This is a genomic window from Pseudomonas sp. GG8 (genome assembly GCF_052976945.1).
The window spans coordinates 5,273,489-5,298,455 of the sequence record NZ_JBRIIP010000001.1; the positions used below are offsets into that span (position 1 = coordinate 5,273,489).

26 protein-coding genes are annotated in these 24,967 nt (G+C 59.0%); 12 read left to right on the top strand and 14 right to left on the bottom strand.

All coding sequences use genetic code 11. From position 1 onward, the window contains the following. Positions 1-28 precede the first annotated feature (28 nt). From pstA to ACVBEG_RS24815, 5 genes are all read left to right on the top strand, one after another. Positions 29-1,645, top strand: coding sequence for a phosphate ABC transporter permease PstA (gene pstA, locus ACVBEG_RS24795; RefSeq protein ID WP_447108488.1), 1,617 nt, complete (start codon positions 29-31; stop codon positions 1,643-1,645). A gap of 73 nt (positions 1,646-1,718) precedes the next feature. Next, positions 1,719-2,552: a phosphate ABC transporter ATP-binding protein PstB gene (gene pstB, locus ACVBEG_RS24800; protein ID WP_219063106.1), complete on the top strand. Its 834-nt coding sequence runs from the start codon at positions 1,719-1,721 to the stop codon at positions 2,550-2,552. A 70-nt stretch (positions 2,553-2,622) separates the two neighbouring features. Then, a complete protein-coding gene (phoU, locus tag ACVBEG_RS24805; RefSeq protein ID WP_447108384.1) occupies positions 2,623-3,384 on the top strand; it encodes a phosphate signaling complex protein PhoU in 762 nt (253 codons plus the stop codon). 158 nt (positions 3,385-3,542) lie between these two features. Next, a complete protein-coding gene (locus ACVBEG_RS24810; RefSeq protein WP_322218593.1) occupies positions 3,543-4,454 on the top strand; it encodes a response regulator in 912 nt (303 codons plus the stop codon). 160 nt (positions 4,455-4,614) lie between these two features. Further along, the gene (locus tag ACVBEG_RS24815; protein ID WP_322182949.1) at positions 4,615-5,511 is read left to right on the top strand and encodes a peptidoglycan DD-metalloendopeptidase family protein; all 897 of its coding nucleotides are present in this window, start codon (positions 4,615-4,617) and stop codon (positions 5,509-5,511) included. Positions 5,512-5,607: 96 nt separating this feature from the next. Here the strand turns inward: ACVBEG_RS24815 and ACVBEG_RS24820 are convergent, their stop codons facing one another. The 3 genes from ACVBEG_RS24820 to phoB all read right to left on the bottom strand — a co-directional run bounded on the left by ACVBEG_RS24820 (position 5,608) and on the right by phoB (position 9,116). Next, complete coding sequence (locus ACVBEG_RS24820) at positions 5,608-6,948, bottom strand: hemolysin family protein (protein ID WP_322177021.1); 1,341 nt, start codon at positions 6,946-6,948, stop codon at positions 5,608-5,610. A 105-nt stretch (positions 6,949-7,053) separates the two neighbouring features. After that, a complete protein-coding gene (gene phoR, locus ACVBEG_RS24825; protein WP_322182947.1) occupies positions 7,054-8,319 on the bottom strand; it encodes a phosphate regulon sensor histidine kinase PhoR in 1,266 nt (421 codons plus the stop codon). Positions 8,320-8,426: 107 nt separating this feature from the next. Continuing rightward, positions 8,427-9,116, bottom strand: coding sequence for a phosphate regulon transcriptional regulator PhoB (gene phoB, locus ACVBEG_RS24830; protein WP_219063077.1), 690 nt, complete (start codon positions 9,114-9,116; stop codon positions 8,427-8,429). 150 nt (positions 9,117-9,266) lie between these two features. On the opposite strand from phoB, the gene ACVBEG_RS24835 reads away from it, so the two are divergent. Then, entirely contained in the window at positions 9,267-9,644 is a 378-nt protein-coding gene (locus ACVBEG_RS24835) for a COG4315 family predicted lipoprotein (RefSeq protein WP_322218590.1), read from the top strand. A 42-nt stretch (positions 9,645-9,686) separates the two neighbouring features. On the opposite strand, the gene ubiA is transcribed toward ACVBEG_RS24835, so the two are convergent. Both ubiA and ACVBEG_RS24845 read right to left on the bottom strand, forming a co-directional pair. Continuing rightward, positions 9,687-10,577 carry a 4-hydroxybenzoate octaprenyltransferase gene (gene ubiA / locus ACVBEG_RS24840; protein ID WP_447108385.1) on the bottom strand — a complete coding sequence of 297 codons (891 nt, stop codon included), beginning with the start codon at positions 10,575-10,577 and terminating at the stop codon, positions 9,687-9,689. Beyond that, positions 10,577-11,152 carry a chorismate--pyruvate lyase family protein gene (locus ACVBEG_RS24845; protein WP_322218584.1) on the bottom strand — a complete coding sequence of 192 codons (576 nt, stop codon included), beginning with the start codon at positions 11,150-11,152 and terminating at the stop codon, positions 10,577-10,579. Before ACVBEG_RS24845 ends, ubiA begins: the two co-directional genes overlap by 1 nt. 203 nt (positions 11,153-11,355) lie before the next feature. Between ACVBEG_RS24845 and ACVBEG_RS24850 the strand changes: the two genes are divergently transcribed. The 4 genes from ACVBEG_RS24850 (at position 11,356) to ACVBEG_RS24865 (ending at position 13,799) form a co-directional block, all read left to right on the top strand. After that, positions 11,356-11,523 carry a rubredoxin gene (locus ACVBEG_RS24850; RefSeq protein ID WP_017528588.1) on the top strand — a complete coding sequence of 56 codons (168 nt, stop codon included), beginning with the start codon at positions 11,356-11,358 and terminating at the stop codon, positions 11,521-11,523. A 40-nt stretch (positions 11,524-11,563) separates the two neighbouring features. After that, positions 11,564-12,712 carry an NAD(P)/FAD-dependent oxidoreductase gene (locus tag ACVBEG_RS24855; protein ID WP_447108386.1) on the top strand — a complete coding sequence of 383 codons (1,149 nt, stop codon included), beginning with the start codon at positions 11,564-11,566 and terminating at the stop codon, positions 12,710-12,712. A gap of 189 nt (positions 12,713-12,901) precedes the next feature. After that, on the top strand, positions 12,902-13,177 hold the full coding sequence (locus ACVBEG_RS24860; protein WP_219063073.1) for an HU family DNA-binding protein: 276 nt from the start codon (positions 12,902-12,904) through the stop codon (positions 13,175-13,177). A gap of 244 nt (positions 13,178-13,421) precedes the next feature. After that, a complete protein-coding gene (locus ACVBEG_RS24865; protein WP_322177016.1) occupies positions 13,422-13,799 on the top strand; it encodes a helicase in 378 nt (125 codons plus the stop codon). Between the two features lie 64 nt (positions 13,800-13,863). On the opposite strand, the gene ACVBEG_RS24870 is transcribed toward ACVBEG_RS24865, so the two are convergent. Beyond that, positions 13,864-14,751 carry a LysR family transcriptional regulator gene (locus ACVBEG_RS24870; protein ID WP_322182944.1) on the bottom strand — a complete coding sequence of 296 codons (888 nt, stop codon included), beginning with the start codon at positions 14,749-14,751 and terminating at the stop codon, positions 13,864-13,866. Positions 14,752-14,845: 94 nt separating this feature from the next. Here ACVBEG_RS24870 and ACVBEG_RS24875 point away from each other — a divergent pair, with 94 nt between their 5' ends. After that, a complete protein-coding gene (locus ACVBEG_RS24875) occupies positions 14,846-15,823 on the top strand; it encodes an NAD-dependent epimerase/dehydratase family protein (RefSeq protein WP_322177015.1) in 978 nt (325 codons plus the stop codon). A 72-nt stretch (positions 15,824-15,895) separates the two neighbouring features. Here ACVBEG_RS24875 and ACVBEG_RS24880 read toward each other — a convergent pair whose 3' ends face one another. From ACVBEG_RS24880 to exbB, 6 genes are all read right to left on the bottom strand, one after another. Beyond that, positions 15,896-17,293 (bottom strand): aminoacyl-tRNA deacylase and HDOD domain-containing protein, encoded by a 1,398-nt coding sequence (locus ACVBEG_RS24880; RefSeq protein WP_322177014.1) that lies wholly within the window; start codon positions 17,291-17,293, stop codon positions 15,896-15,898. A 76-nt stretch (positions 17,294-17,369) separates the two neighbouring features. Further along, positions 17,370-19,445 carry an ATP-dependent DNA helicase RecG gene (gene recG, locus ACVBEG_RS24885; protein WP_447108387.1) on the bottom strand — a complete coding sequence of 692 codons (2,076 nt, stop codon included), beginning with the start codon at positions 19,443-19,445 and terminating at the stop codon, positions 17,370-17,372. A gap of 8 nt (positions 19,446-19,453) precedes the next feature. Next, positions 19,454-20,377 (bottom strand): hydrogen peroxide-inducible genes activator, encoded by a 924-nt coding sequence (locus tag ACVBEG_RS24890; protein ID WP_322177012.1) that lies wholly within the window; start codon positions 20,375-20,377, stop codon positions 19,454-19,456. Between the two features lie 93 nt (positions 20,378-20,470). After that, on the bottom strand, positions 20,471-21,214 hold the full coding sequence (locus ACVBEG_RS24895; protein ID WP_447108388.1) for a TonB family protein: 744 nt from the start codon (positions 21,212-21,214) through the stop codon (positions 20,471-20,473). Beyond that, a complete protein-coding gene (gene exbD, locus ACVBEG_RS24900) occupies positions 21,211-21,639 on the bottom strand; it encodes a TonB system transport protein ExbD (protein WP_322177010.1) in 429 nt (142 codons plus the stop codon). The genes ACVBEG_RS24895 and exbD overlap by 4 nt, the downstream gene beginning before the upstream one ends. A gap of 3 nt (positions 21,640-21,642) precedes the next feature. Next, positions 21,643-22,599 (bottom strand): tonB-system energizer ExbB, encoded by a 957-nt coding sequence (exbB, locus tag ACVBEG_RS24905; protein WP_323566379.1) that lies wholly within the window; start codon positions 22,597-22,599, stop codon positions 21,643-21,645. Positions 22,600-22,826: 227 nt separating this feature from the next. Between exbB and ACVBEG_RS24910 the strand changes: the two genes are divergently transcribed. Next, positions 22,827-23,684, top strand: coding sequence for an SDR family oxidoreductase (locus ACVBEG_RS24910; RefSeq protein WP_323567080.1), 858 nt, complete (start codon positions 22,827-22,829; stop codon positions 23,682-23,684). Between the two features lie 90 nt (positions 23,685-23,774). Here ACVBEG_RS24910 and ACVBEG_RS24915 read toward each other — a convergent pair whose 3' ends face one another. Both ACVBEG_RS24915 and ACVBEG_RS24920 read right to left on the bottom strand, forming a co-directional pair. Then, complete coding sequence (locus ACVBEG_RS24915) at positions 23,775-24,512, bottom strand: hypothetical protein (RefSeq protein ID WP_322177007.1); 738 nt, start codon at positions 24,510-24,512, stop codon at positions 23,775-23,777. A gap of 56 nt (positions 24,513-24,568) precedes the next feature. After that, complete coding sequence (locus tag ACVBEG_RS24920; RefSeq protein WP_003229509.1) at positions 24,569-24,949, bottom strand: RidA family protein; 381 nt, start codon at positions 24,947-24,949, stop codon at positions 24,569-24,571. Positions 24,950-24,967 lie beyond the last annotated feature (18 nt).

Genomic DNA, 24,967 nt, shown 5'->3' on the forward strand with positions numbered 1-24,967 from the left:
GTTCAAGAGCGGTGCCCCTGGCGTCTGGATGAGCGCGGGCGCTGTGTCCATCGCGGTGATCATGACTCTGGGCTTGCTGACAGTGATCGCCGTCCGTGGCTTGGGTCACTTCTGGCCGGCTGATGTGGTGCGCGCGCAGTACAACGTGCCCAATCAGACTAACCATGTATTGATCGGTGAAGTGGTACAGGCCGAGGAAGTACCTCGCGTTCGCCTCAAGGGTGCGGGCTTGCCGGTACCCGATGTGGGTCCGGAGTTCATGACTCGCGAGCTGTTCAAGGTCGGTAACCGTGATACCAACCCAAGCGATTTCACCTGGGTTGTCGGCGAATGGCTGACGGAACAGAGCAAACCTGCCGAGCTGATGACCCTGGAGCGACGTGAGTGGGGTAACTACTACGGCTATCTGGTCAACCTCAAGGAAGACGGCAAAGTCATCGCCGAAGGTGAAGCAGCCTGGCCGATTCTTCAAGAGCGAATCAAGCGCGTCGAAACCCTGGCCAGTGAGCTTGGCAGGCTCGAGAAAAAAGACATTGGTGCCATCAACCATGGCATCGAGCGTCTGCGTCTGCACAAACGCAAACTGGAACTCGACGGCAAGCTCGATGCTGCCGCTCAAGCGGACATGGACAGCGAGCGCGCCGAACTGGACGCTCGTTACCAAGCGATTGAAGGGCGACTGGGCTCGTTGCATGAGGCATTCAATCGCGACAGCCTGACAGCCCGCGATGCCAACGGCACCGAAGTGGTGATCAGCGTTGGCAAAGTGGTTCACGCTTACCAACCGAATGCCATGAGCACTTTTACCAAGCTTGGTTTCTACTTCAAGAAATTGTGGGAGTTCCTCAGCGAAGACCCGCGTGAAGCCAACACCGAAGGCGGGATCTTCCCGGCGATTTTCGGCACTGTGATGATGACCTTGATCATGGCCATGATCGTCACTCCGTTCGGCGTTCTGGCTGCGGTGTACCTGCGAGAGTACGCACGGCAAGGCCCGGTCACCCGGTTGATCCGTATCGCGGTGAATAACCTGGCCGGGGTGCCGGCGATTGTGTACGGGGTATTCGGTCTGGGTTTCTTTGTTTACGTGCTCGGCGGTTCGGTGGATCGGCTGTTCTTCCCTGAAGCCTTGCCAGCGCCGACCTTCGGCACGCCAGGCTTGCTCTGGGCGTCTCTGACCCTCGCACTGCTGGCCGTTCCCGTGGTGATCGTTGCCACCGAAGAAGGCTTGGCGCGTATTCCGCGTACCGTTCGCGAGGGCTCGCTGGCACTCGGCGCAACCAAGGCTGAAACCCTATGGAAGATCGTGCTGCCCATGGCCAGCCCGGCGATGATGACCGGGATGATTCTGGCGGTCGCCCGTGCTGCCGGTGAAGTGGCGCCGTTGATGCTGGTGGGTGTAGTGAAACTGGCGCCGTCGCTGCCGGTGGACGGCAACTACCCGTACCTGCACCTTGACCAGAAGATCATGCACTTGGGCTTCCATATTTATGACGTCGGCTTCCAGAGCCCGAACGTCGAAGCCGCGCGGCCGCTGGTGTACGCCACGGCGCTGCTGCTGGTACTGGTGATCGCCTTGCTCAACCTGTCTGCGGTGGCCATTCGTAACCACCTGCGCGAGAAGTACAAAGCGCTGGATAGCTGATTTGAAGAGCGCCGCCCACTCATGCGAGGAGGGCGGTTCGATGAAACGAATTGTTAGCGTATGGAGTAACCCTATGCAGCACGAAACCCATACCCATGGCATCAACATGTCCGCCCTGGGACGCGATAAGCAAGGCCTGAATCTGGCGAATGAAACCGTTGCGCTCGAAGTGCCGGGTCTGAGCCTGTTCTACGGCGACAAGCAGGCGTTGTTCGACGTCAGCATGAACATCCCGAAACAACGCGTGACCGCCTTTATCGGCCCGTCCGGCTGCGGCAAGTCAACCTTGTTGCGCACGTTCAACCGGATGAACGACCTGGTTGATGGCTGCCGTGTGGAAGGCGCCATCAACCTGTACGGCCACGACATCTATCGCAAGGGCGAAGACGTGGCTGAACTGCGTCGCCGCGTCGGCATGGTGTTCCAGAAGCCCAACCCGTTCCCGAAAACCATCTATGAAAACGTGGTGTACGGGCTACGTATTCAGGGCATCAACAAAAAACGTGTGCTCGATGAAGCGGTCGAGTGGGCGCTCAAGGGTGCGGCACTGTGGGAGGAGGTCAAAGACCGCCTGCACGAGTCGGCACTGGGACTGTCCGGTGGTCAGCAGCAACGTTTGGTGATCGCACGTACCATCGCTGTGGAGCCGGAAGTCCTGCTGCTTGATGAGCCGTGCTCGGCACTTGATCCGATCTCGACGCTGAAAGTCGAAGAGCTGATCTACGAGCTGAAAGCCAAGTACACCATTGTCATCGTGACCCACAACATGCAACAGGCGGCGCGGGTCTCCGACTACACCGCCTTTATGTACATGGGCAAACTGGTCGAGTTCGGTGATACCGACACGCTGTTCACCAACCCGGCGAAAAAACAGACAGAAGACTACATCACCGGTCGTTACGGCTAGGGCCTGGCTCGTTGGCCCTGAAGTACTGCTGCGGTCTCGTAGTTAACTGGACGTTCCAAGGACAATAAGCATGATCGATAAAGACAGCCTTACTCATCACATCTCCCAGCAGTTCAACGCCGAACTGGAGGAAGTGCGCAGCCATCTGCTGGCAATGGGCGGCTTGGTCGAGAAACAGGTCAACGATGCGGTGACCTCGTTGATCGAAGCCGACTCGGGCCTGGCCCAGCAGGTTCGTGACATCGACGACCAGATCAACCACATGGAACGCAACATTGATGAAGAATGTCTGCGTATTCTTGCGCGTCGTCAGCCAGCGGCCTCCGACCTACGTTTGATCATCAGCATTTCCAAGTCTGTGATCGATCTGGAGCGCATCGGTGATGAGTCCACCAAAATTGCCAAGCGCGCCATTCAGCTGTGTGAAGAAGGCGAATCGCCGCGTGGTTACGTTGAAGTGCGGCATATCGGCGATCAGGTGCGCAACATGGTCCGTGATGCACTTGATGCGTTCGCTCGCTTCGATGCCGATCTGGCGCTGTCCGTGGCCCAGTACGACAAGACCATCGACCGCGAATACAAAACCGCGCTGCGCGAGCTGGTCACGTACATGATGGAAGACCCGCGTTCTATCTCGCGGGTGTTGAGCGTGATTTGGGTGCTGCGTTCGCTGGAACGTATCGGCGACCATGCCCGTAATATTTCGGAGCTGGTCATCTATCTGGTGCGCGGTACCGACGTCCGCCATATGGGCCTCAAGCGCATGAGGGAAGAAGTGCAGGGCGTCATTGACGATAGCGCTAATGTTCTGGTCAAACCTGACGATAAATAAGACTGCCTGCAAAAAAACGCCCGGCTCATTGTCGGGCGTTTTCGTTACGGGCTTTGAGTTCAAGCCGCCCGCGAACGAAAAGTCCTGGCGTCGTTAATCGGTTTAGCAATTGGCCATCAACCAGCGCTATGCTTGTCGGGATTTTAAAGGAAAGATCAATGAGTAAAGTCAGTGTACTGGTGGTGGATGACGCGCCATTTATTCGCGATCTGGTGAAAAAAGGTTTACGTAACTACTTTCCCGGCATTCACATCGAAGACGCCGTCAACGGTCGCAAGGCTCAGGTCTTGCTGGAGCGTCAGGCGTTCGATCTGGTGTTATGCGACTGGGAAATGCCGGAGATGTCCGGTCTGGAACTGCTGACCTGGTGCCGTGGGCAGGACAACCTCAAGGCCTTGCCGTTCATCATGGTCACCAGCCGTGGTGACAAGGAAAACGTGGTCCAGGCGATCCAGGCCGGTGTCACCGACTTTATTGGCAAGCCGTTCACCAATGAGCAGCTGCTGACCAAGGTCAAGAAGGCGCTGGCCAGAGTCGGCAAGCTCGACACCCTGTTGGCCAGCGCGCCAACCAAGATGAACTCGGCGTTCGGTAACGATTCCCTCAGCGCCCTGACCGGTGGCAAGGCGGAAGTGGTCAGGCCGGCCGCTGCGCCAGCTACCGGGCCGAAAGCGGCGCCGTTGATCAACTCGTCTGCCCGGGCCTCTGCGCCTGCTGCTGCGCCAGCCCTTGGCGGCCGCGGTCAAGGCCAATTGCGGTTGCCCAGTGGTAACCAGCAATGCGTGATCAAGGCGCTGAGCCTCAAGGAAGCGCTGCTGGTGGTGCGTCGCGGTGACGTCCTGCCACAGGTGCTCGACAGCGCCGTACTCGACCTTGAACAAGGCGAGAACGCCGAAGTCGCCCGTCTCAACGGCTACCTACACGCCATCGTCGCCTACGAACCCAAACCCGACAGCGATTGGCTGCAACTGACCTTCCGCTTTGTCGACCAGGACGCACAGAAACTCGACTACGTCTCCCGCCTGATCGCCCGCGGCACGGCGCAAAAGCACTTCGTACCGGGGGGTTGATCCCTGAGCGTCAGCACCTTCGCAGGCTTGCCTGCGAAGGTGCTGACGCGGTTTGTCTGATTTCCCTGCCTCTTTGCTACTGATTGATACCGCCACCCCCAAATGGCGGCAAATCGCTGCTACGCTCTCCCTGCCTCCCACTGCCCAGATATCAATCACGATGCTCGAGCGCTGCTTACTCCTGTGTGCTCTGTTGCTGACCGCGCAATCGTCGGTGGCGGTGACCATCTATAAATTCACCGATGCCAATGGCGTGGTCTCGTTTACCGACAGGCCAACGGCGGGTGCTACGGTGGTGGTGCCTCGCGAGCGGATCGTCGAGCACCTTGAAAAACAGGTGCATCTGAACATCAAAAAGGACAAGGGCGTGCACAGCCTGTTTGTGCGCAACGATTCGTATGCGCCTGTCGAGGTGGAGTTGCAGGTCACGGCGCTGAAGAATGTGCTGGGCACCACGGGGCAGCCGATCCACCGTGTCATTCCCGCCCGCAGCGCTGTGCGTCTGGCCGTGCTCAGTCCCCGGCAGGCGGGCAAGGCGCTGAGTTACACGCCCAAGCTGCGCTACTCGCTGGGCGACCCTGGGCGTCAGCCTCAGGGTTACAGTTACCCGCTGCCTTGGCAGGGCGGGCCTTTTCGCTTGAGCCAGGGTCCCAATGGCGCCTTCAGCCACTTTGGTATTAAAAGCCGTTACGCGATGGACATTGCCATGCCCGAAGGCACGCCAATCATTGCCGCTCGGGCGGGGACGGTGGTTAAAACCGAGAATGGTCAATCGGGCCACGGTGCGGACCCTTCAGGTAATTTTGTCCGGATACTGCACGACGACGGCACCATGGGTGTCTATTTACACCTGATGCGTGGCTCGGTGAGCGTCAAGGAAGGTCAGCGCGTCGTTGTCGGCAGCGCGCTGGCGCGTTCCGGCAATACCGGTAACAGCAGCGGGCCCCATCTGCATTTCGTGGTGCAGCGTAACGGTGGGCTGGGGCTGGAGTCGATTCCCTATCGGTTCGCGGAGCGCGTCGACAGCCTGCCGAATTTTGCGGTAGGCGGGAACTGAGGCGGTCCGGAACACCCCTATCACGAATGAACTCGTTCCCACACAGACCGCACAGTAGATTGCGTCATCACGTGGGAACGAATGGGCCTTTCCAGGTCAATCGAGCTTGAGCACCTTGGCCAGGACGATTTTCGGCCCTTTCATCTTCTTGATGATGATGCGCAGGCCTTCGACTTCCAGCACTTCCTCTTCTTCGGGCACCCGCTTCAGGGTCTCGTAGATCAATCCGGCGAGTGTCTCCGCGTCGATGTGGTCCAGATCGATACCCAGCAGGCGCTCGATCTTGAACAGCGGCGTATCGCCCCGCACCAGCAGCTTGCCGGGTTGGTAGGCAAGAATGCCGCGTTCGGCCTTGCGGTGTTCGTCTTGGATATCGCCGACCAATACTTCCAGCACGTCTTCCATGGTCAGGTAACCGATGACTTTGCCGTCGGCCTCCTCAACCAGTGCGAAGTGCGCGCCACCCTTGCGGAACTGCTCCAGCAGGCGTGACAGGGGCATGTGTTTGGATACGCGCTCCAATGGCCGGGTCAGCTCGGAGAGGTTGAACGACGCGGGGATATGGTCCAGCGCGGCCAGTTCCAGCAACAAGTCCTTGATGTGCAGCAGGCCGACGAATTCGCCACGCTCTGCATCGTAGACCGGGTAGCGGCTGAATTTGTGACGGCGGAACAGGGCCAGGATTTCCTTGAGCGGTGCATTGCAGTCGAGGGTCACCAGGTCTTCGCGGGAATTGGCCCAATCGACCACCTCCAGTTCGCCCATTTCGACGGCGGAGGCCAGCACGCGCATGCCTTGATCGCTCGGGTCCTGGCCTCGGCTCGAATGCAGAATCAGCTTCAGTTCTTCACGGCTGTATTGATGATCGTGATGCGGGCCGGGTTCGCCTTGGCCAGCGATGCGCAGGATGCCGTTGGCGCTGGCGTTGAGCAGGTAAATCGCCGGGTACATGGTCCAATAGAACATATACAGCGGCACGGCCGTCCATAACGACAACAGCTCGGGTTTGCGGATCGCCCAGGATTTGGGGGCCAGCTCGCCGACGACGATGTGCAGGTAAGAGATGATGAAAAACGCACTGAAGAACGATATGCCCTTGATCAATTCCGGCGACTGTACGCCGACCATGTCCAGCAGCGGTGCCAACAAGTGGGCAAACGCAGGCTCACCGACCCAGCCAAGGCCGAGGGAGGCGAGGGTGATACCCAACTGGCAAGCTGAAAGATAGGCGTCCAGCTGACTGTGGACCGTGCGCAGGATATGACCGCGCCAGCCGTTTTTAACGGCGATGGATTCGACCTTGGTCGAGCGCAGCTTGACCATGGCGAACTCGGCGGCAACGAAAAAGCCGTTGAGCAGAACCAGGACCATTGCAAAAAGAATCATGCCGAAATCGGCAAAAAGTGAGGCTAGGTTATAACTAGGGGAAGGGTCCATGGTGGAGTTTTAAAGGTTCCGTATTATCGAGGGGGTTGCCGCAGCCAAAGTGGCGAGCATAAGAGCGCAATGTAGCGGCTACCGGCCAGCTTGCCTAGGGTTTGCTCAGAGCTTGATCTCTTGGGCAGGGGCAAAATGGCAGGTAAAACTGCTGCCTTTGCCCAGCACGCTGCTGATATCCAGTGTGCCTCGATGGCGTAACAGCACGTGCTTGACGATGGCCAGGCCAAGCCCTGTGCCACCGGTATTGGACGCTCGGCTGGAGTCGACGCGGTAGAACCGTTCGGTCAGGCGCGGCAGATGCTTGGCCTCGATGCCGGGGCCTGAATCCTGTACGCGCAAGTGTGCGCCTTGCTCGTCGCCCCACCAGCGGATGTGGATTGCGCCTTCGGCCGGGGTGTATTTCACCGCATTGAACACCAGATTGGAAAACGCACTGCGCAGTTCGGGCTCGCTGCCCTTGAGTCCGAGTGTGCTGTCGATTTCCAGAGTGATGCGCTGGTTGCGCTGCCCGGACAACGCTTGGGCGTCATTTTTGATGGTCTGCAACAGCGTTGGTACGAGGACCGGCTGGTTGCCCGATGGATAGTCGGTGGCTTCTAGTTTGGCCAGCAACAGCAAGTCATTGAGCAGGGTTTGCATACGCGCGCCCTGCTGTTGCATCTGCTGCAGAGCACGAGTCCAGCGCGGGTTTATCTCTTCAACGTTATCGAGCAAGGTTTCCAGATAGCCACAGATCACCGTCAGTGGCGTGCGTAGCTCATGAGAGACGTTGGCGACGAAGTCTTTGCGCATCTGCTCAAGCTGATGAAGGCGGGTCACATCGCGGACCAGCATCAGGTGTTCGTTATTGCCATAGCGGGTGATGAGCAGCTGCACGCGCACGCGATCATTGATCGGCGAGGGGATCTCCAGCGGCTCAAGGTAATTGTTCTGCTCGAAGTATTCTTTGAAGCGTGGATGACGCACTAGGTTGGTGACAGGCTGACCGCTGTCTTGCGGGGTTTTCAGGCCGAGCAAGGTTTCCGCCGCGCGGTTCCACCATTCCAGGTTGCCGTCGCTGTCGAGCATGATCACTGCGTCTTTGAGGGCCGCAGTGGACTCCTGAACGCGGTCGATCACCGCTTGCAATCGGCCACGAACGCGTTGGTCACGGCGTTGCAGCTGATAAATGCTGTCGAACACGTCGCCCCACAAGCCATAACCGTCAGGCGGCGGCTCGTCGGGTTTATGCTGGCGTAGCCACTGGTGCAGGCGCAGTAATTGTTTGAGTGTCCATGTCAGGTAAACCGCCAGCCCAATCGCCAGGCTCCAGCCGTAATAACCGCTGACCAAACCGATCACCAAGCAGGCGGTCACCAATAGCAGCATGTGACGGATCAGGGTGCCATGCCAGTTTTGGTTCAATTCAAACGCATCCTTGTCGAGTGGGCGGTCAATCAGGCCTGTCAGCAGCCGACGCGCTAAGACGCGCGGGATCAGCTCTTGGTGGAAAAACGGTAGCCCGTGCCGCGAACAGTTTGAACCAGATTCTCGTAGGCGTCGCCGAGGGCTTTTCGCAGACGCCGGATATGTACGTCTACGGTGCGCTCTTCGACATACACATTGCCGCCCCACACCTGATCGAGCAATTGGCCGCGGGTGTAGGCGCGTTCCTGGTGGGTCATGAAAAATTGCAGCAAACGGTATTCGGTCGGGCCCATTTCTGCGGGCTTGCCGTCGATGGTGACGCGGTGACTGATCGGATCGAGTAACAGGCCGCCCACTTCAATTGGTGCTTCGACATCGCTCGGCCCGGCGCGGCGTAACACCGCCTTGAGGCGTGCGACAAGTTCGCGGGGTGAGAACGGCTTGGTGATGTAGTCGTCGGCACCGACTTCCAGGCCCTGGATCTTGTTGTCCTCTTCACCTTTGGCGGTGAGCATGATGATCGGGATGTCGCCGGTCAGCTCATCTCGCTTGAGTCTGCGGGCCAATTCGATGCCCGAGGTGCCAGGCAGCATCCAGTCGAGCAAAATCAGGTCCGGTTTGCGGTCAACGATGATGGCATGGGCTTGCTGGGAGTTTTCGGCTTCCATGCAATCGTAGCCGGCCATTTCCAACGCAACGGCGATCATTTCGCGAATAGGCGCTTCGTCGTCAACTATCAGAATGCTCCTGCCAGCCATGCTCTGTCCTCTTGTCATTTAACTGTCTTGAGTCGCATTAGATAACGGAATTATTGCAGTCGTGTGACAGCTTGGGAGTGGCCAGTATGCCTGCGTATTTTGAGTCTAAGCTTAGAGTTCGCTCTTAAAACAAAAGAGGATGTATCTAAAATGGCTAAAATCTCGAAAACCTTGCTTGGCTTGCTTACCGCGGCGGTACTGGCTTCGTCCGGGATGGCGTTCGCTGCCGACCCTGCCATGGTCAAGAACGGAATGATGGTCGATCAGAAGGGAATGACGCTGTATACCTTCGACAAGGACGCTAACGGTAAATCAATGTGCAATGGCTCGTGCGCTGAAAGCTGGCCACCCCTGATGGCGCCTGCCGACGGCAAAGCGGCTGGCGAGTGGACAACGATCAAGCGCGATGATGGCACGATGCAATGGGCCTATGACGGCAAACCGCTCTACACCTTCAAAATGGACAAAAAGGCGGGAGACATGATGGGCGACGGCAAAATGGACATGTGGCACGCCGCCAAGCATTAAGCGCCTGGCAGTTGCGTTAGCCGTCTGCTTGAACGCTGACGGTTAACGCAGTGCATAGTCGGCGACGATGCCGACAAAAATGGCCAACCCCGCCCAATGATTATGCAGAAACGCTTTGAAACAGCGTTGCGGCTCACGATTGCGTGTGTACCAGAACTCCCAGACAAAGCACCCAGCGGCCACCAGCAGACCTGCGTGGAAGCACGTGCCCAGCTCAAAGCGTGACCCGGCCAGCAGCAGACAGCCCAGCGCCAGGCCCTGCAAACTGAGAATGATCACGCGGTCGGCATCGCCGAACAGCACCGCTGTGGATTTGACCCCGATTCTCAGGTCGTCTTCGCGGTCGGTCATCGCGTAGTAGGTGTCGTAGCCCACAGTCCACAGCAGATTAGCGATGTACAGCAACCAGGCCGCTGCCGGCAGGTCGCCGGTCTCGGCGGTGAACGCCATCGGCATGCCCCACGAAAACGCTGCGCCCAGCACCACCTGCGGGTAGTAGGTGTAGCGTTTCATGAAGGGGTAGCACGCCGCCAGTGCCAAGCCGCCGAACGACAGCCAGACGGTCAGCGAGTTGGTGAGCAACACCAGGAGAAAACTCAAGCCCACCAGTACCGCGAACAACACCAGCGCTTCACGCGAGCGGACCTTGCCGCTGACCAGCGGGCGCTGCTCGGTGCGTTTTACGTGGCCGTCGACTTTACGGTCGGCGAAGTCATTGATCACGCAACCGGCGGCACGCATCAGAATCACGCCGATCACGAAAATCAGCAGATTGCTCAAAGACGGCACGCCCTTGGCCGCGATCCACAGCGCCCACAGGGTCGGCCACAGCAGCAGGTAAATGCCGATGGGCTTGTCGATGCGGGTCAGCTGGATAAAGTCCCAGGCCCGTGGATTCAGGCGGTTCAGCGATTTAAGCAGGCTCAGGTACATCAATGATGCTCCGTAACAACGGGCCCGGCGACTTCAGTCGCGTGCCACAGATTCGGCAGAAAGACCTCAGCCACCAACAAGCTCAAGGCGCCACGGCTGAAACATGAGCGTCGACCCCACAAGCCTTCGACAGCATCATCAGCGGGCAGCCACGCGCCGGGGTAGTGGCACACCTCGAGGGCGCCGCGCTCGAACGCCGCGTCGCAAAACAGCAACTCGCCCAGTGACCGCGTGCCCAGCTCATCCATGTTCAATCCGCCTTCCAGCAGGGCGCTTTGTGCCGCGACGCTACGGGCAAAGACCCACTTTTGGGCATTGCCGCGCAAATACACCTCGCGCACCCAGCCAAGGCTTTGAGCGGGCAAGTCCAGTGCTGCACATTCGTCCGCACGCAGGGTTTGCCAGCCCTCGAACAGGGGGGTCACGCTGAAACTATTGGCAGAAAGGCGAGTTAGGCGGCGGGTCAGCGAGTCCTGATTGAATAGCCAATCGAGGGTCACAGAATCGGGTAACTCCATCAGCTGATTTTGCTGGAGCCAGTCAGGGGCAACAAGAAGAAGGCGTTGGTGGGACACGGTGGGTAATTATTGGCAACAGTCGAAGTGGCGAGCTTAGCATGTTTGATTGCTGGGCCTGACCCCTGAGGACCGCCCTGTTGCGTCGATCGCGCTTGCATCTGAGCGCACCGATCAGTACAAAACGCCCTGAGCCTGGCGGCAATCGAGTTACCCATCGACCGCTTGGGCCAGGACAGCCTGAGAACCGAGAGTATTTACCGATGAAGAAGTGGCAGTGCATTGTGTGTGGCTTGATCTATAACGAGGCCGACGGCTGGCCGGACGATGGCATCGCGCCGGGAACCCGCTGGGAAGATGTGCCCGCGGACTGGCTATGCCCGGACTGTGGTGTGGGCAAAATGGATTTTGAAATGATCGAAATCGGCTGATCTGCCGTTCGACCTTTTACACCTCAATCAGGAGAACCGAATGAACGCACCTGTCGTGATCGTGGGCACTGGCCTGGCGGGCTACAATCTCGCCCGGGAATTTCGCAAGCTCGATGGCGAAACGCCGCTGCTGCTGATTACTGCGGATGACGGGCGTTCCTACTCAAAACCAATGCTCTCCACCGGTTTTGGGAAGAACAAGGAAGCCGATGGCTTGAGCATGGCCGAACCCGGCGCCATGGCTGAGCAATTGAAAGCAGAAGTGCGCACCCATACGCGTATCAGCGGCATCGATCCGGGACACAAGCGCCTGTGGATCGGCGAAGAGGTCGTGTACTACCGCGACCTGATCCTCGCCTGGGGCGCTGAAACCGTGCGTGTTCCTGTAGAAGGTGATGCCAGTGACGCGATATTTCCGATCAACGATCTTGAGGATTACGCGCGGTTTCGCGCTGCGGCCGCAGGTAAACATCGGGTATTGCTGCTGGGCGCCGGTTTGATTGGCTGTGAGTTTGCCAACGACCTGATCCTCGGTGGTTATGAAGTGGACCTGGTCGCACCTTGCGAGCAAGTCATGCCCACCTTGCTTCACCCGGTAGCCGCTGCTGCGGTGCAAGCGGGGTTGGAAGGGCTTGGGGCTCGCTTCCATCTAGGGCCGGTGATGACGCGCCTGCTACGCACCGAGCATGGGCTTGAGGCCCATCTTTCCGATGGAGAAGTGCTTTCGTGTGACGTGGTTGTGTCGGCCATTGGGTTGCGTCCACGTGTCGATCTGGCTGCTGCGGCAGGTTTGCAGACCGTTCGCGGGATTGTGGTTGATCGTCATTTGCAGACATCCCATGCCAATATTTTCGCCCTGGGCGACTGCGCGGAAGTTGATGGCTTGAATCTGCTCTACGTCATGCCGTTGATGAGCTGCGCGCGCGCACTGGCGCAAACCCTTGCCGGCAACCCGACCGCTGTCAGTTATGGCCCTATGCCGATCACCGTCAAAACGCCGGTGTGTCCGTTGGTGGTTTCGCCAGTACCGCGCGGCATGGAAGGGGTGTGGACCGTTGAAGGGCAGGGTGCCGATATCAAAGCCCTGTGTCGGGACGCCAACGGTAACCTGCTGGGTTACGCCCTGACCGGCACCGCTGTTATGGAAAAAATGGCACTGAACAAAGGCTTGCCGCCCCTCTTGGCGTAAATACAGGTCGTTCTGTCGGATAAGCCCCATTTTTGTTTCTACAAACGTCGCGCACAGGCTGGCGCGGGCCCCGATGGCATGCCATCCTCATTCTCGTCTGCCGCATAGTAGAGCTGTTGCGGCGCCTTGGTCGCTGTTCGGGAAGAACAGCACGGACATAACAACAAAAAAACGTCAAAGAGGCTTTATATGCGTAAACCAGAACTCGCAGCCGCCATTGCTGAAAAAGCGGATCTCACCAAAGAACAAGCCAACAAGGTACTCAACGCGGTGCTTGAAGAGATCACTGGCGCACTGCATCGTAAAGACAGCGTCACCCTGGTGGGATTCGGCACCTTCTTGCAGCGTCACCGCGGTGCCCGCACCGGCAAAAACCCGCAAACTGGTGAGCCAGTCAAAATCAAGGCGAGTAACACCGTAGCCTTCAAACCTGGCAAATTTTTGAAAGACAGCGTTAACCCTTAATCTGCTTGAGGTTTCAGCGGGAAGCGAACAGCAGCAAAAATGGGCATTCCAATCAGGTTGGATGCCCTTTTTTTGGCTTTGAAAAATGTGTGGTGCGCAGACGTTTAATTGTCGAACAATCCGACTTCTGTAGCGATCCTCGCCGATCAAGTAACATTTCACTACTGTTGTCGGGGCGGCAAACCGCTACACTGCACCGCTGGCCGCTTTTGACCTGAGCGGCGCCCCTGTTGAGGCTGTGTGCATGAAATTTCGTTTTCTCCTGTGGATGCTTGGCCGAATGATGGCCAAAGCCAGCCGCAACAATCCCGCTTTTCAGAATCAATTGGCCGGTAAGGAATTGACCTTCCAGCTGCAGACATTCGACGGCACGGTCGCGCGCCATTTCGTCGTGAGCGGCCAGCGTCTCACCAGCCGTCCAGGCGTGGTCGCCGAGCCAGCGTTCTCGATTTCGTTCAAGGATGCTGGGTTCGGTTTCGCCACGATGCGGGCTAAAAACAAGCAATTGGCATTTATGCAGGGGATTCAGGACAAGGACATCCAGATCACGGGTAATCCGGGCCTGGTGATCTGGTTTCAGGGCTTGACCAAGTTCCTCAAGCCGAAGAAGAAAGTGGCCTGATCAGAAAACCCCTGCAGGCAAGCGGCGGATCGTGCTGAAAGCCTGGCGCCGTATAAGGGTTTCCCTAGGACATGTGTTGCTGAAGCCCCTGCAGAAGCGCATCAAACGTAACTTTGCAGCGTGGGCTGTTGCGTAAATCCTCGTGCATGGTCAGCCATGTTTCCAGCCTGACCCCAAATTGTTGCGCAAGCACGCGGACCAATGCCGGGTCGCGCTTGGCTAGCGCTACTTGGCACACACCAATACCCGCGCCCGCGCGGATCATCGCCAGTTGCGCGAGATCGCTATCGCTTCTCAGTGTGAAGTTGTCTCGTTGCCATTCTGGTAGCGCTTGTCTAGCAGCGCGCAAAAATGGTGTTTCCTCGTCGAAACCGATCAGCGCGTGCTGCGAGAGGTCGACCAAGGTGCTGGGCGTGCCACGAGCTTGCAGATAGCGCTCATGTGCATGCAAACCGATCTCGATCTCTCCAACGCGTCGCGCAATGAGCGAGTCTTGCTTAGGCTGTGCCATACGAACTGCAATATCGGCCTCTCGATGAAGCAGGTCTTGCACCCGGTTGGTCAAAACGAGTTCGACTTTCAACGCTGGGTAATTGCTCTGCAGTCGCGCTATGACGGGTGGCAGGACTTCTGCACCGATGACTTCGCTCGCAGTGATGCGCACCGTTCCCTTGACTCCGTCCCCAAGACTTTCAGCTGCTCGTTTCAAGGCCGTGGCATGTGCCCTCATCGAATCGGCATAGGGCTTCAGCGCTAATGCTGCTTCGGTAGGCAATAGGCCTCGTTGAGAGCGGGTGAAGAGGGTCACGCCGAGCTGCTTTTCGAGCGCCGCAATGTGCCGGCCTACCGTCGGTTGCGCCACACTCATTGCACGTGCCGCACCGGACAATGATCCTTCTTGCAGCACGCTTAAATAGGAGCGGTAAAGTTCCCAGCTAATGTCGTAGTCCATACATAAATGTATAGCAGCAGCCTCATCTTGAACAATTCTATTCGGGTGTAATCCGGCCCAGACTTTCTCCATTCCAACGCAGCGGAGATTCAACATGGCGGGCAACAACACGGTGCTGGTTCTCGGCGCCACCGGTGGCATTGGTGGCGAAATGGCGCGGCAGCTGTGCGATAGCGGGTGGGATGTGCGCGCACTCCGGCGAGGAGAGCAGCACGCCGCAGGGAAACGGGACGGCATTACCTGGATCGTCGGTGATGCGATGAATCGCAACGATGTCATGGTAGCAGCACTTGGCTGCTCGGTGATTGTGCATGCAGTGAACCCGCCGGGATATCGCCGTTGGGGCGAGCTTGTGCTGCCTATGCTCGACAACACCCTTGCAGCGGCGAGCGCGCAAGGTGCCACTGTCGTACTGCCCGGCACTGTGTACAACTTTGGTCCGAGCGCCTTTCCAGTGCTTCATGAAGATTCACCGCAGCAACCGAAAACCCGCAAGGGTGCCATTCGTGTGGAACTGGAGCGTCGCCTGGCGTCTGCAACGACTCAGGGATGCCGGGTGATTATCGTACGGGCCGGCGACTTCTTCGGGCCGAAGTCTGGCAGTAGTTGGTTTTCGCAAGGTTTGGTTAAGCCGGGCCAGCCGGTGGCGACCATAAATCTTCCCAACCTGGCCGGCGTGGGTCATCAATGGTCCTATATTCCCGATGCGGCACGCACGATGGTGCAATTGCTAGAGCGTCGCGATGCCTTGGCGCCGTTTGCGGTATTTCACATGGCTGGCCATTGGGACGCCAACGGAATGCAAATGGCTGAAGCGATCTGCCGCGTCGTAACAGGGCGTGGTGGTAGGCAGCCGAAGCTACGTGCTTTTCCTTGGTGGCTGGTTAAGCTGGTTTCACCTTTTGTGGCGACGTTTCGCGAACTACTTGAGATGCGATACCTGTGGTACACGCCGGTTCGGATGAGCAGCGCGCACGTGCAAGCCACACTCGGCCAAGAACCGCACACTCCGCTGGACGAGGCGGTGGAGGCCACGCTGGAGGGCATGGGTTGTCTTCCCTCGATGACCTGAACACCGACCGGCATCACCAGTCTCCCGCTGGGCGGTGGTTGCCGCCGGGGGTTCCTATCGCAGACGCCCTCACTACGTCGCGAATTGCGACGCCAGTTCGCGCAGCAGCACTTCGGCGTCCAGTACCTTTTTCACGGACTCTTCGGCTTTTTCGCGTGGCAGGCCCAGGCGTTCGAACAGTTCATCCGGGATGTCCTCTTCCGGCCCTGAACCGATGCCGTTTTTACGCAGCAAGCGTACCGACAGGCACACCAGATTCGCGTACTCGCAATGAGCGCCAGCGTAGGACGGATCGTGCTGGAAGCGCAGCGCCGTGGCCAGCTCTTCAGGCATATCCCAGTAGCGCATCAACCAGGCACCGATCTGTTCGCGGCTGATGCCGAGCAGATGTTGCTCGACGTAGCTGTGGCACAGGTGTGGGTTGACCTCCAGATGGCGGCAGATCAGCGAGAAGTGCGGCGGGAAGACGTGGGCCAGCAGCAGGTAACCGAAGTTGTGCAGCAAACCGGCGAGGTACGTCAGACCGGCTTCCGGGCGTTGCGCGCGAGGCATGGCGCGGGTCAGGCCTTCGATCACGGCCGCAGTGTAGATCGACTGCTGCCAGTAAGGCGTGGTGTGTTGCGGATGGTCCTTGGGCAGGCTCAGGGTTTTGCCCAGTGCGAGGCCCAAGGCCAGGTTGATCACCAGGTCGAAGCCAAGCACGCGGACGATGGCATCTTCCACCGAGCGGATTTTGCCGGGCGATGCGTAGTAAGGCGAAGCAGCCCAGCTGACCACTTGTGCCGCCAACGCGGGGTCGGTCTCGACTACGCCGGTGATGTCGTCAATCGTGGCGTTGGGATCGACCCGCAACTTGATGATTTTTTGCGCGGTCTCGGCCAGCGGTGGAATTTCCAGCGTCTCTTCCAGGCGTTGCTGAATGCGACGGGCGGTGAAGGCATGCATCGCCTTGATGATTTCCTCGCGGTCATCGTCTGGCCGGTCAAGGTTGGGCCGGATCAAGCTCAGTGGTTCGCCGAAAGTTGCCGCGCTGGCTTTGCTCATCATACCTTTGAAGGCCTCGCTGGAAATTTCCAGCAACAGGCCCGGCTCGCCGGAATTGATCAGTAGCGTCGGCTCTTGTAGCAAGCGCTCTTCATACAGGCACGGTGAGCCGTTCAGCGCAGGTAAGCCAGGCAGCATGCTCTGGTTGTGTTTACCGAGCATGTGATCAAGACGTTCCTGGGGAATGGCGGTCAGCGTGCGTCCGGTCAACTCGGCGAGGCGGTTGAGGTCCAGTAAATGACTCTGCGGGAACAGAACCAGCAGCGTGCCAATGGCGTCGCCGAGGAGGATGGGCTGGACTCTCTGCGAGGCAGGAAGGCTCGTGTCATCCATGACTTCCCGGTAGCTGACGGCTAATTTGCCGAACAGCGCCCGAATGACAGACGGAGCGGGCGGGGTTGCATCGGCGAAGGCAACTTCTGTCATGACGTGTATCCAGATTGTTACAGTTTAGGGAGTATAACCAGCTTAGTTATCCGGCGTCGTTATCGACGCACTCTCTTCATACCTGTCCATATTGCTGGCCATGGCGTAACCAGCGCTCCAACAGTGGGCTTACATGTTGGGGCCAGCGTTCGAGCAAGGCTTGTGCAGCGTCTCGAACGGCCGGCAACAGGTCTGCGTCACGCATCAGGTCGGCGACCTTGAATTGCAGCAGGCCAGTCTGTCGGGTGCCGAGCATTTCGCCCGGACCGCGCAGTTCTAAATCTTTTTCAGCGATGACGAAACCATCATTGGTCTCGCGCATGATGCCCAGTCGTTGCCGCCCAATCTGCGACAGGGGGGGATGATAGAGCAATACACAATGACTCGCGGCGCTGCCCCGACCGACGCGCCCGCGTAACTGGTGCAGTTGCGCCAGGCCCAGGCGTTCGGGATTTTCGATAATCATCAGGCTGGCATTGGGCACGTCGACGCCGACTTCGATGACGGTGGTTGCCACCAACAGTTGCAGGGCGCCTTGTTTGAACTCGGCCATGACGGCCGCTTTTTCCGCAGGTTTCATGCGCCCATGGATCAAGCCCACGCGCAATTCGCCCAAGCCGCTGGTCAGCTCTTCGAATGAGGTTTCGGCGGCTTGGCAGGTGAGCTCTTCGGATTCTTCGATCAGGGTGCAGACCCAATAGGCCTGACGCCCTTCGGCGCAGGCCGCGCGAACGCGTTCGACGACTTCAACCCGGCGACTGTCGACCACCAATACGGTATTGACCGGTGTACGTCCTGGCGGCAGCTCGTCGAGGATCGAGGTGTCGAGGTCGGCATAGGCACTCATGGCCAGGGTGCGCGGGATGGGCGTCGCGGTCATGATCAGCTGATGCGGACACATCAGGCCACCGACGCCCTTTTTGCGCAGGGCCAGGCGCTGTTGCACGCCGAAGCGGTGTTGTTCATCGATGATCACCAGCGCCAGATTCTTGAACTGCACTTCATCCTGGAACAGCGCATGGGTGCCCACGACCATGGGCGTGCCGCTGGCAATCTGCTCCAGCGAGGCGGCCCGGGCTTTGCCCTTGAGCTTGCCTGCCAGCCACGCGACATCAATACCCAGGGGTTCGAGCCAGCGTTTGAAGTTGACGTAATGCTGTTCAGCCAGAATTTCGGTCGGCGCCATCAGCGCCACCTGATAACCCGCCTCCAGTGCCTGCAAGGCCGCCAGAGCAGCGACCACGGTTTTGCCCGCGCCGACGTCGCCCTGAATCAGGCGCAGCATGGGTTCTGGCTGACTCAGGTCATAAGCGACTTCGTTGCCGACCCGTTGCTGCGCGCCAGTGGGCGCAAAACCAAGGTTGGCGAGGAACTGTGGTGGCAGCTTTGTGGCTTTGGGCAATGCCGGGGCGCGCTGCGAGCGCAAGCTTTCACGCAGGCGTTGTTGCGACAGTTGATGGGTCAGTAACTCTTCGAATGCCAGGCGGTGCTGGGCCCAGTGATGGCCGAGGGCAAGCTCTTCCAGGTCGGCGTTCGCGGGTGGATGGTGCAAATAACGAATGGCTTCATCCAGCGGCGCCAGTTGATAGTCGCGCGCCAGCTCTTCAGGCAGCCAGTCGGGCAGGCTTTTGGGGCCCAGCAGCGCCAGGCTTTGCTGGCACAGCTGGCGCAAACGCTGCTGGGTCAGGCCTTCGGTGGTTGGATAAATGGGCGTGAGGGTTTGTTCAACCGGGATGTGCTCATCGTCGGTCAGTGCGCGGTATTCCGGGTGATAAATTTCCAGCCCGGACGCGCCGGGCCTGGCTTCACCGTAGCAGCGCAGGTGGGTACCGCGTTTCATGCCCTCTTTTTGCGCATTGCTGAAGTGATAAAAGCGCAGGCTGAGCGTGCCTGTACCGTCGCCCAGGCGCACCAGCAGGCTGCGGCGCTTGCCCATGACCACATCGGCGCCGCTGACCACCCCTTCTATCACCGCGTCCTGGCCCGGACGCAATGCGCCGATGGGCACGACACGGGTCCGGTCCTGATAGCGCAGGGGCAGGTGGAACAGGACGTCCTGAAGATTCTCGAGGCCTACTTTGGCCAGTTTCTCGGCCATGGCCGCGCCGACGCCTTTAAGCGCCGTGACGGAGACGTGGGACAACTCGCTCATGTTGCGACTTAGCTCGCTTCTACTTTAGGCCGGGTCACCGAGCACAGGCGCACGGAGTCGGCGAGAATCTCGATCGCCTTGGGCCGAGGGAAGCTCGCGCGCCATGCGATCGCCACGGTGCGGAACGGCGCGGGCGGGGTCAGCGGACGCACTTCGATGATGCCAGGTGCATAGTGATGGCTGTCGACGGCTGACATCGGCAGGATTGAGATGCCCAGTCCTGAGGCAACCATGTGCCGAATGGTTTCCAGCGAACTGGATTCGACGGTGGTGTGCTTGACGCCTTCGCTGCCTTTGGCCAGTGTCGGGCACGCTTCGAGCACCTGATCACGGAAACAGTGACCTTCGCCGAGCAGCAACAGGCTCTTGTCGTTCAGCGCAGCGGCATCGATGGACTCTTTCTGGGTCCATGGGTGGTCCGCAGGCATCAGTACGTAGAACGGCTCGTCGTACAGCGGCAGGGTCAGTACATCGGCTTCATTGAATGGCAGCGCAATGATAATCGCGTCCAACTCACCGTTGCGCAGTTTGTCGCGCAGGATATGGGTGAAGTTTTCTTCGATGTACAACGGCATTTGCGGGGCGACCCGGTGCAGTTGCGGGATCAGGTGCGGGAACAGGTACGGGCCAACGGTGTAGATCGCGCCGACTTTGAGCGGTGCGGTCAGCTGGTTCTTGCCAGCCTGAGCCAGTTCGCGGATGCCTTGAGCCTGTTCGAGCACTTTTTGAGCTTGAGCGACAATCCCTTCGCCGACCGGGGTCAGGCGAACGGCACTCTTGCTGCGCTCGAAAATCAGCACGCCAAGTTCATCTTCCAGCTTTTTCACGCCCACCGAGAGGGTCGGCTGGCTGACGTGGCAGCGCTCGGCGGCGTGTCCGAAATGTTGTTCCTGGGCGAGCGTAACGATGTAGCGCAATTCTGTAAGGGTCATAGCGTGCGTCCATGAGGTAGCGACCCCAGCATAGCGGCTGCAATCGATAGACGCACGTTATCAGCTGTACTCCAGTCAATCAAAATTACGATTTCAGCGTTTATCCAGGGAATAAACGAAAGGGGCGAGTATTTCCACTGCGCCATTAGTCAGTGCTTCAGCGGGCGGCTTGGGCAACGGTTGCGCACGTCGGATCATTTCAAGAGTGGCTCGATCCAACGCGGTGCTGCCGGAGTTGCCCGCCAGCGAGAAGGACAGGACCCTGCCGTCGGCATCGACGACAAAGCGCAGACTGACCGTCCCCTGGGTGCCGCGACGGCGCGCATCTTCGGGGTAGCGTTTGTACTTGGCCAGATGCTGCTGCAAATCGGATTGCCAGTTGCGCTTCGCATGACTGTCCGACGGTGTGCTGGATGGCTGCGGCGCCGCGGCGGCTTTTTCAGGCTTGGCGTCGGTCGGCGGCGTATCCACTGGTTTCTCCTCGGCCGGCTTTTCTTGCGGCGGCTCCGGTTTCTTCTGCGGTTTGGGCGGCTGTGGTTTGGCTTTTGGCTTGATAACCGGCTTTGGAATGGCAATTTCCGGCTTTAGCGCTTCAGTGAGTTTCGGCAACGGCAGGGTTTCCACCGGCGTCGGTGGTTGCGGCGGCTGCACGACCTTGGGCGGCGGTGGCGCGGGTGCTGGCAACGGCGCCAGTTCGACCATCATCGCAGCAGGAGGCAGTTCGATTGCCTGGGGTGCCGACCAGCGCATCGCGACGATAATCGCGATGGCGTGCACGGCGAGCACCAACAACAAACTACCGCTATAGCGCGTCAGTTTTTGGCGCAGAGTCGTCATTTCTTGCCAACCGTCTCGAGGCCCACGAGGCCGACTTTCAGGTAACCGGCACCGCGCAAGGCGTTCATCACCTCCATCAGGTCGCCGTAGTCCACGCCCTTGTCGGCCTGGAAGAAAATCGTCGTGTCCTTCTTGCCCCTGGTCTTGGCATCGAGCACTTGGCCAAGCTGTTCACGACTGATTTTTTCTTCGCCGAGGAATAGGCTCTGATCAGTCTTGACGCTGAGAAACAGCGGTTTCTCGGGCCGAGCAACAGGCTTGGCGGTGGAGGCGGGGAGGTCGACTTTGATATCGACCGTCGCCAACGGGGCGGCCACCATGAAAATGATCAGCAGCACCAACATGACGTCGATAAACGGCGTGACGTTGATTTCGTGGTTCTCGACGAGATCGTCGCCACTGTTTTCGTTCAGATGCAGGCCCATGGTTTACCCCACTTTAACCACGTGAGGCTGCTGGCTACGCTCGGCCGGCAGGTGATCGAGGTCACGACTGACCAGCAGCAGAACGTGTGCCGAGGCATCGGAAACCTGGGCTTTGTAACCCGCGATGGAGCGGGCGAAAACGTTGTAGATCACCACGGCCGGAATCGCGGCAACCAGCCCAAGCGCGGTAGCCAGCAAGGCTTCGGCAATACCGGGGGCCACCACGGCAAGGTTGGTGGTCTGGGTTTTGGCGATGCCGATGAAGCTGTTCATGATGCCCCATACGGTGCCAAAGAGGCCGACGAAGGGCGCGGTGGAACCGATGGTCGCGAGCACGCCGGTGCCGTTGCTCATGTTGCGGCCACAGGCTGCAACCAGACGTTCCAGGCGGAAGCTGACCCGCTCCTTGATGCCTTCGCGCTCGCGGCTGTTGGCCGACAGGCGCATTTCTTCGAGGGCGTCATGCACTAACAGGTGGCCCAGCGTCCCTTCTTTACTGGCGCTGTCGCTGGCTTCCTTGAGGGTACGGGCCTTTTTCAGGTTGACGATTTCGCCGCGCAGGCGCCGCTTGGCGCCCAACAACTCAACGCCTTTGGCGATCCAGATTGTCCAGGTGATGATCGAGGCGATGGCGAGACCAATCAGGACGACTTTCACGATGATGTCGGCATGCTGGTACATGCCCCAAGGCGACAGGTCGTTGGCCATACCGAGGCTGTTGTCATCGACAACGGCTGCGTCTTCACGTTGCTCTACAACCGGGGCGGCGGCAGGGTCGACAATGCCATTGGCGGGTGCGGCAGCGACAGCCTGGACGGAGGGCGAAGCAGCAGCGACCGGTTCATTGGCAAACGCGCTGGGAGCCAGCATCAGGCTGAGCATCAACGCAGCAATACCGCGCCATGCGCGCGGCAGGCTGGCAAGCTTGGTGGGCGAAGCGAGGGATTGGATACGTGTCATGCTGGCCTGACCTGAGAGGAAAAAGGGGGCTTCGTTCTGCCACTTCGCGCTAGGCATATGACCGGAAGGGCAGAGCAAACGGTTCCCGATTATTGCAAATAATTCTTGTTAACAACAAGTGGTGCGGTATCTTTCCCTATAAACCGTAGGTTTCTGATTAAATTCAAACGTCATTTTCGGCTGTTTACCGCGCCGTTGTCGCACGTTTTTTATTGTGGAGCTCCGACATGTCTGCCCCGTCTGTTTTGATTGCTGGTTGTGGTGATGTTGGAGGCCGTCTCGCCAGCCAACTGCTTGCTCAGGGCTGGACCGTGTCTGGTTTGCGCCGGTCTGTTGCGCGCTTGCCTGCCGGGGTAACAGGCATCGCAGGTGACCTGTTCGATGCTGACTGCCCAAGCGCCTGGCCAACCTCGCCGATTGATTACCTGGTCTACAGCGCTGCTGCGACCGATCATGACGAGGCCGGTTACCGGGCAGCGTATGTGGATGGCCTGCGCAATGTATTGAGCTGGCTCAAGCAACACGGGCAGAAGCCCAGGCGTCTGGTGTTCGTGTCCAGCAGTAGTGTGTATGGGCAACAGCAGGGAGAGTGGGTCGATGAGTCATCGGCTACCCAGGCGACGGGGTATTCCAGTCGCCTGATGCTTGAGGCCGAGCACTTGGCATTGCACAGCGGCATCCCCGCCAGCGTGGTGCGCCTGACGGGCATCTATGGGCCGGGCCGCGAGTGGTTGCTGACGCAAGTTCGTCAAGGTTATCGCGTCGTGGCCGAGCCGCCGTTATATGGCAATCGCATTCATGTCGACGATGCCGCAGGGCTATTGGCGTACCTGCTACAGGCGGATGCCCGTGGCGTTGCGCTGGATGAGTGCTATATCGGTGTCGATGATGCGCCCGCGCCCTTGGCTGAGGTGGTTGCGTGGCTGCGTGAGTATCTGGGGGTTACCGAGTGGTCGGCTGAGGCCAGCGTGCGCCGCGCCGGCAGCAAGCGCTGCAGCAATGCCCGGGCCCGGGCCTTGGGCTGGGTGCCGCGTTATGCGAGTTATCGCGAGGGCTACGCTGCGGTGCTTGAAGGGCAGAAATAGGGGTCTGAACCCTGCATCGCCGACAGGCCTGTATCGCCAATAAATTCGCTCCCACGGGGGGTGTGGGAGCGAAGGGCAGACCGTGCGGCTTCAGTTCCGCTCGAGCAACCAGTGACGTGCACCAGGACGCAGGTCCGGCATTTCGTCGGCCTTGGCCTGATTGACGGCCTGGAGTATTTCCATCTGCTTGTCTTTGCGGACAAAGATCCAGGCATTGCCTTTTTGGGCTTTTTCCAGCCAGAGGCTGTCGTGTTCGCCGCTCATGGCTGCGCAATCACCGGCCAGGCATAGGGCGTAACGATCATTGCCCGGCAAGCCGATAATGCTGCCGTCAGGCTGGAACTGAACGACGCCGCCAGCGCCTTCGCCGTCGACAATTTTCCATTGACCGCCCATATAGGCGCTATACAGGGCTTTCTCGAAACTGCTGCCCGGCGGTGCGTCGGCAGGCGCGGGATTTTCAGGCTGCACGAAGCGTTGTTCCGGGCTCGAGTCGCTGACGCCTTGAACCAGTTCGTCGCCTTTGAGGCTCAGGTCTTCGAAGAAGTTACCGTAGAAATCGACGTGCCATTTGCCATCGGCGGCACTGACGATTTTTCCTTCACTCAGCTCGAAGCCATTAGAGAAGGCGGCCTGCCTGGCTTTTGTGTCGACGTGCCATTCCAGGTTAGGCCCGTTGGCAAGCAGCGCCTGGCGCAGATTTCCACCTTTGGAGGCGGCATCGATAGCGGTCTGGTTGATCCAGATGCCGTCAGGGTTACGGTCGGCGTGGCTGGCACAGCCGCTCAATAGCGTGGCGAGCAGCGAGAGGGCAAGCGCAAAGCGCATAGCGGAGTCCTTCCTTTGCAGGGTGGGCGGAACGGCCAGCGCTCCGTCGGGGGAGGTTATTCAATAACGAGGATGGCGTCCATTTCGACCTGCGAGCCTTTTGGCAGCGCAGCAACACCAATGGCGGCGCGGGCCGGGTAAGGCTGGTCGAAGTATTTGCCCATGATCTCGTTGACCTTGGCGAAGTGGCTCAGGTCAGTCAGGAAGATGTTCAGTTTGACGATGTCCTTGAACGAACCTCCGGCTGCTTCAGCCACGGCTTTCAGGTTCTCGAACACCTGAACGGTCTGGGCTTCGAAGCCTTCGACCAGTTCCATGGTTTTCGGGTCCAGCGGGATCTGCCCGGACATGTAGACGGTATTGCCAGCTTTGATCGCCTGAGAGTAAGTGCCGATGGCTGCAGGTGCTTTGTCGCTGGTGATAACGGTCTTGGTCATGAAGAACTCCTGATGAAG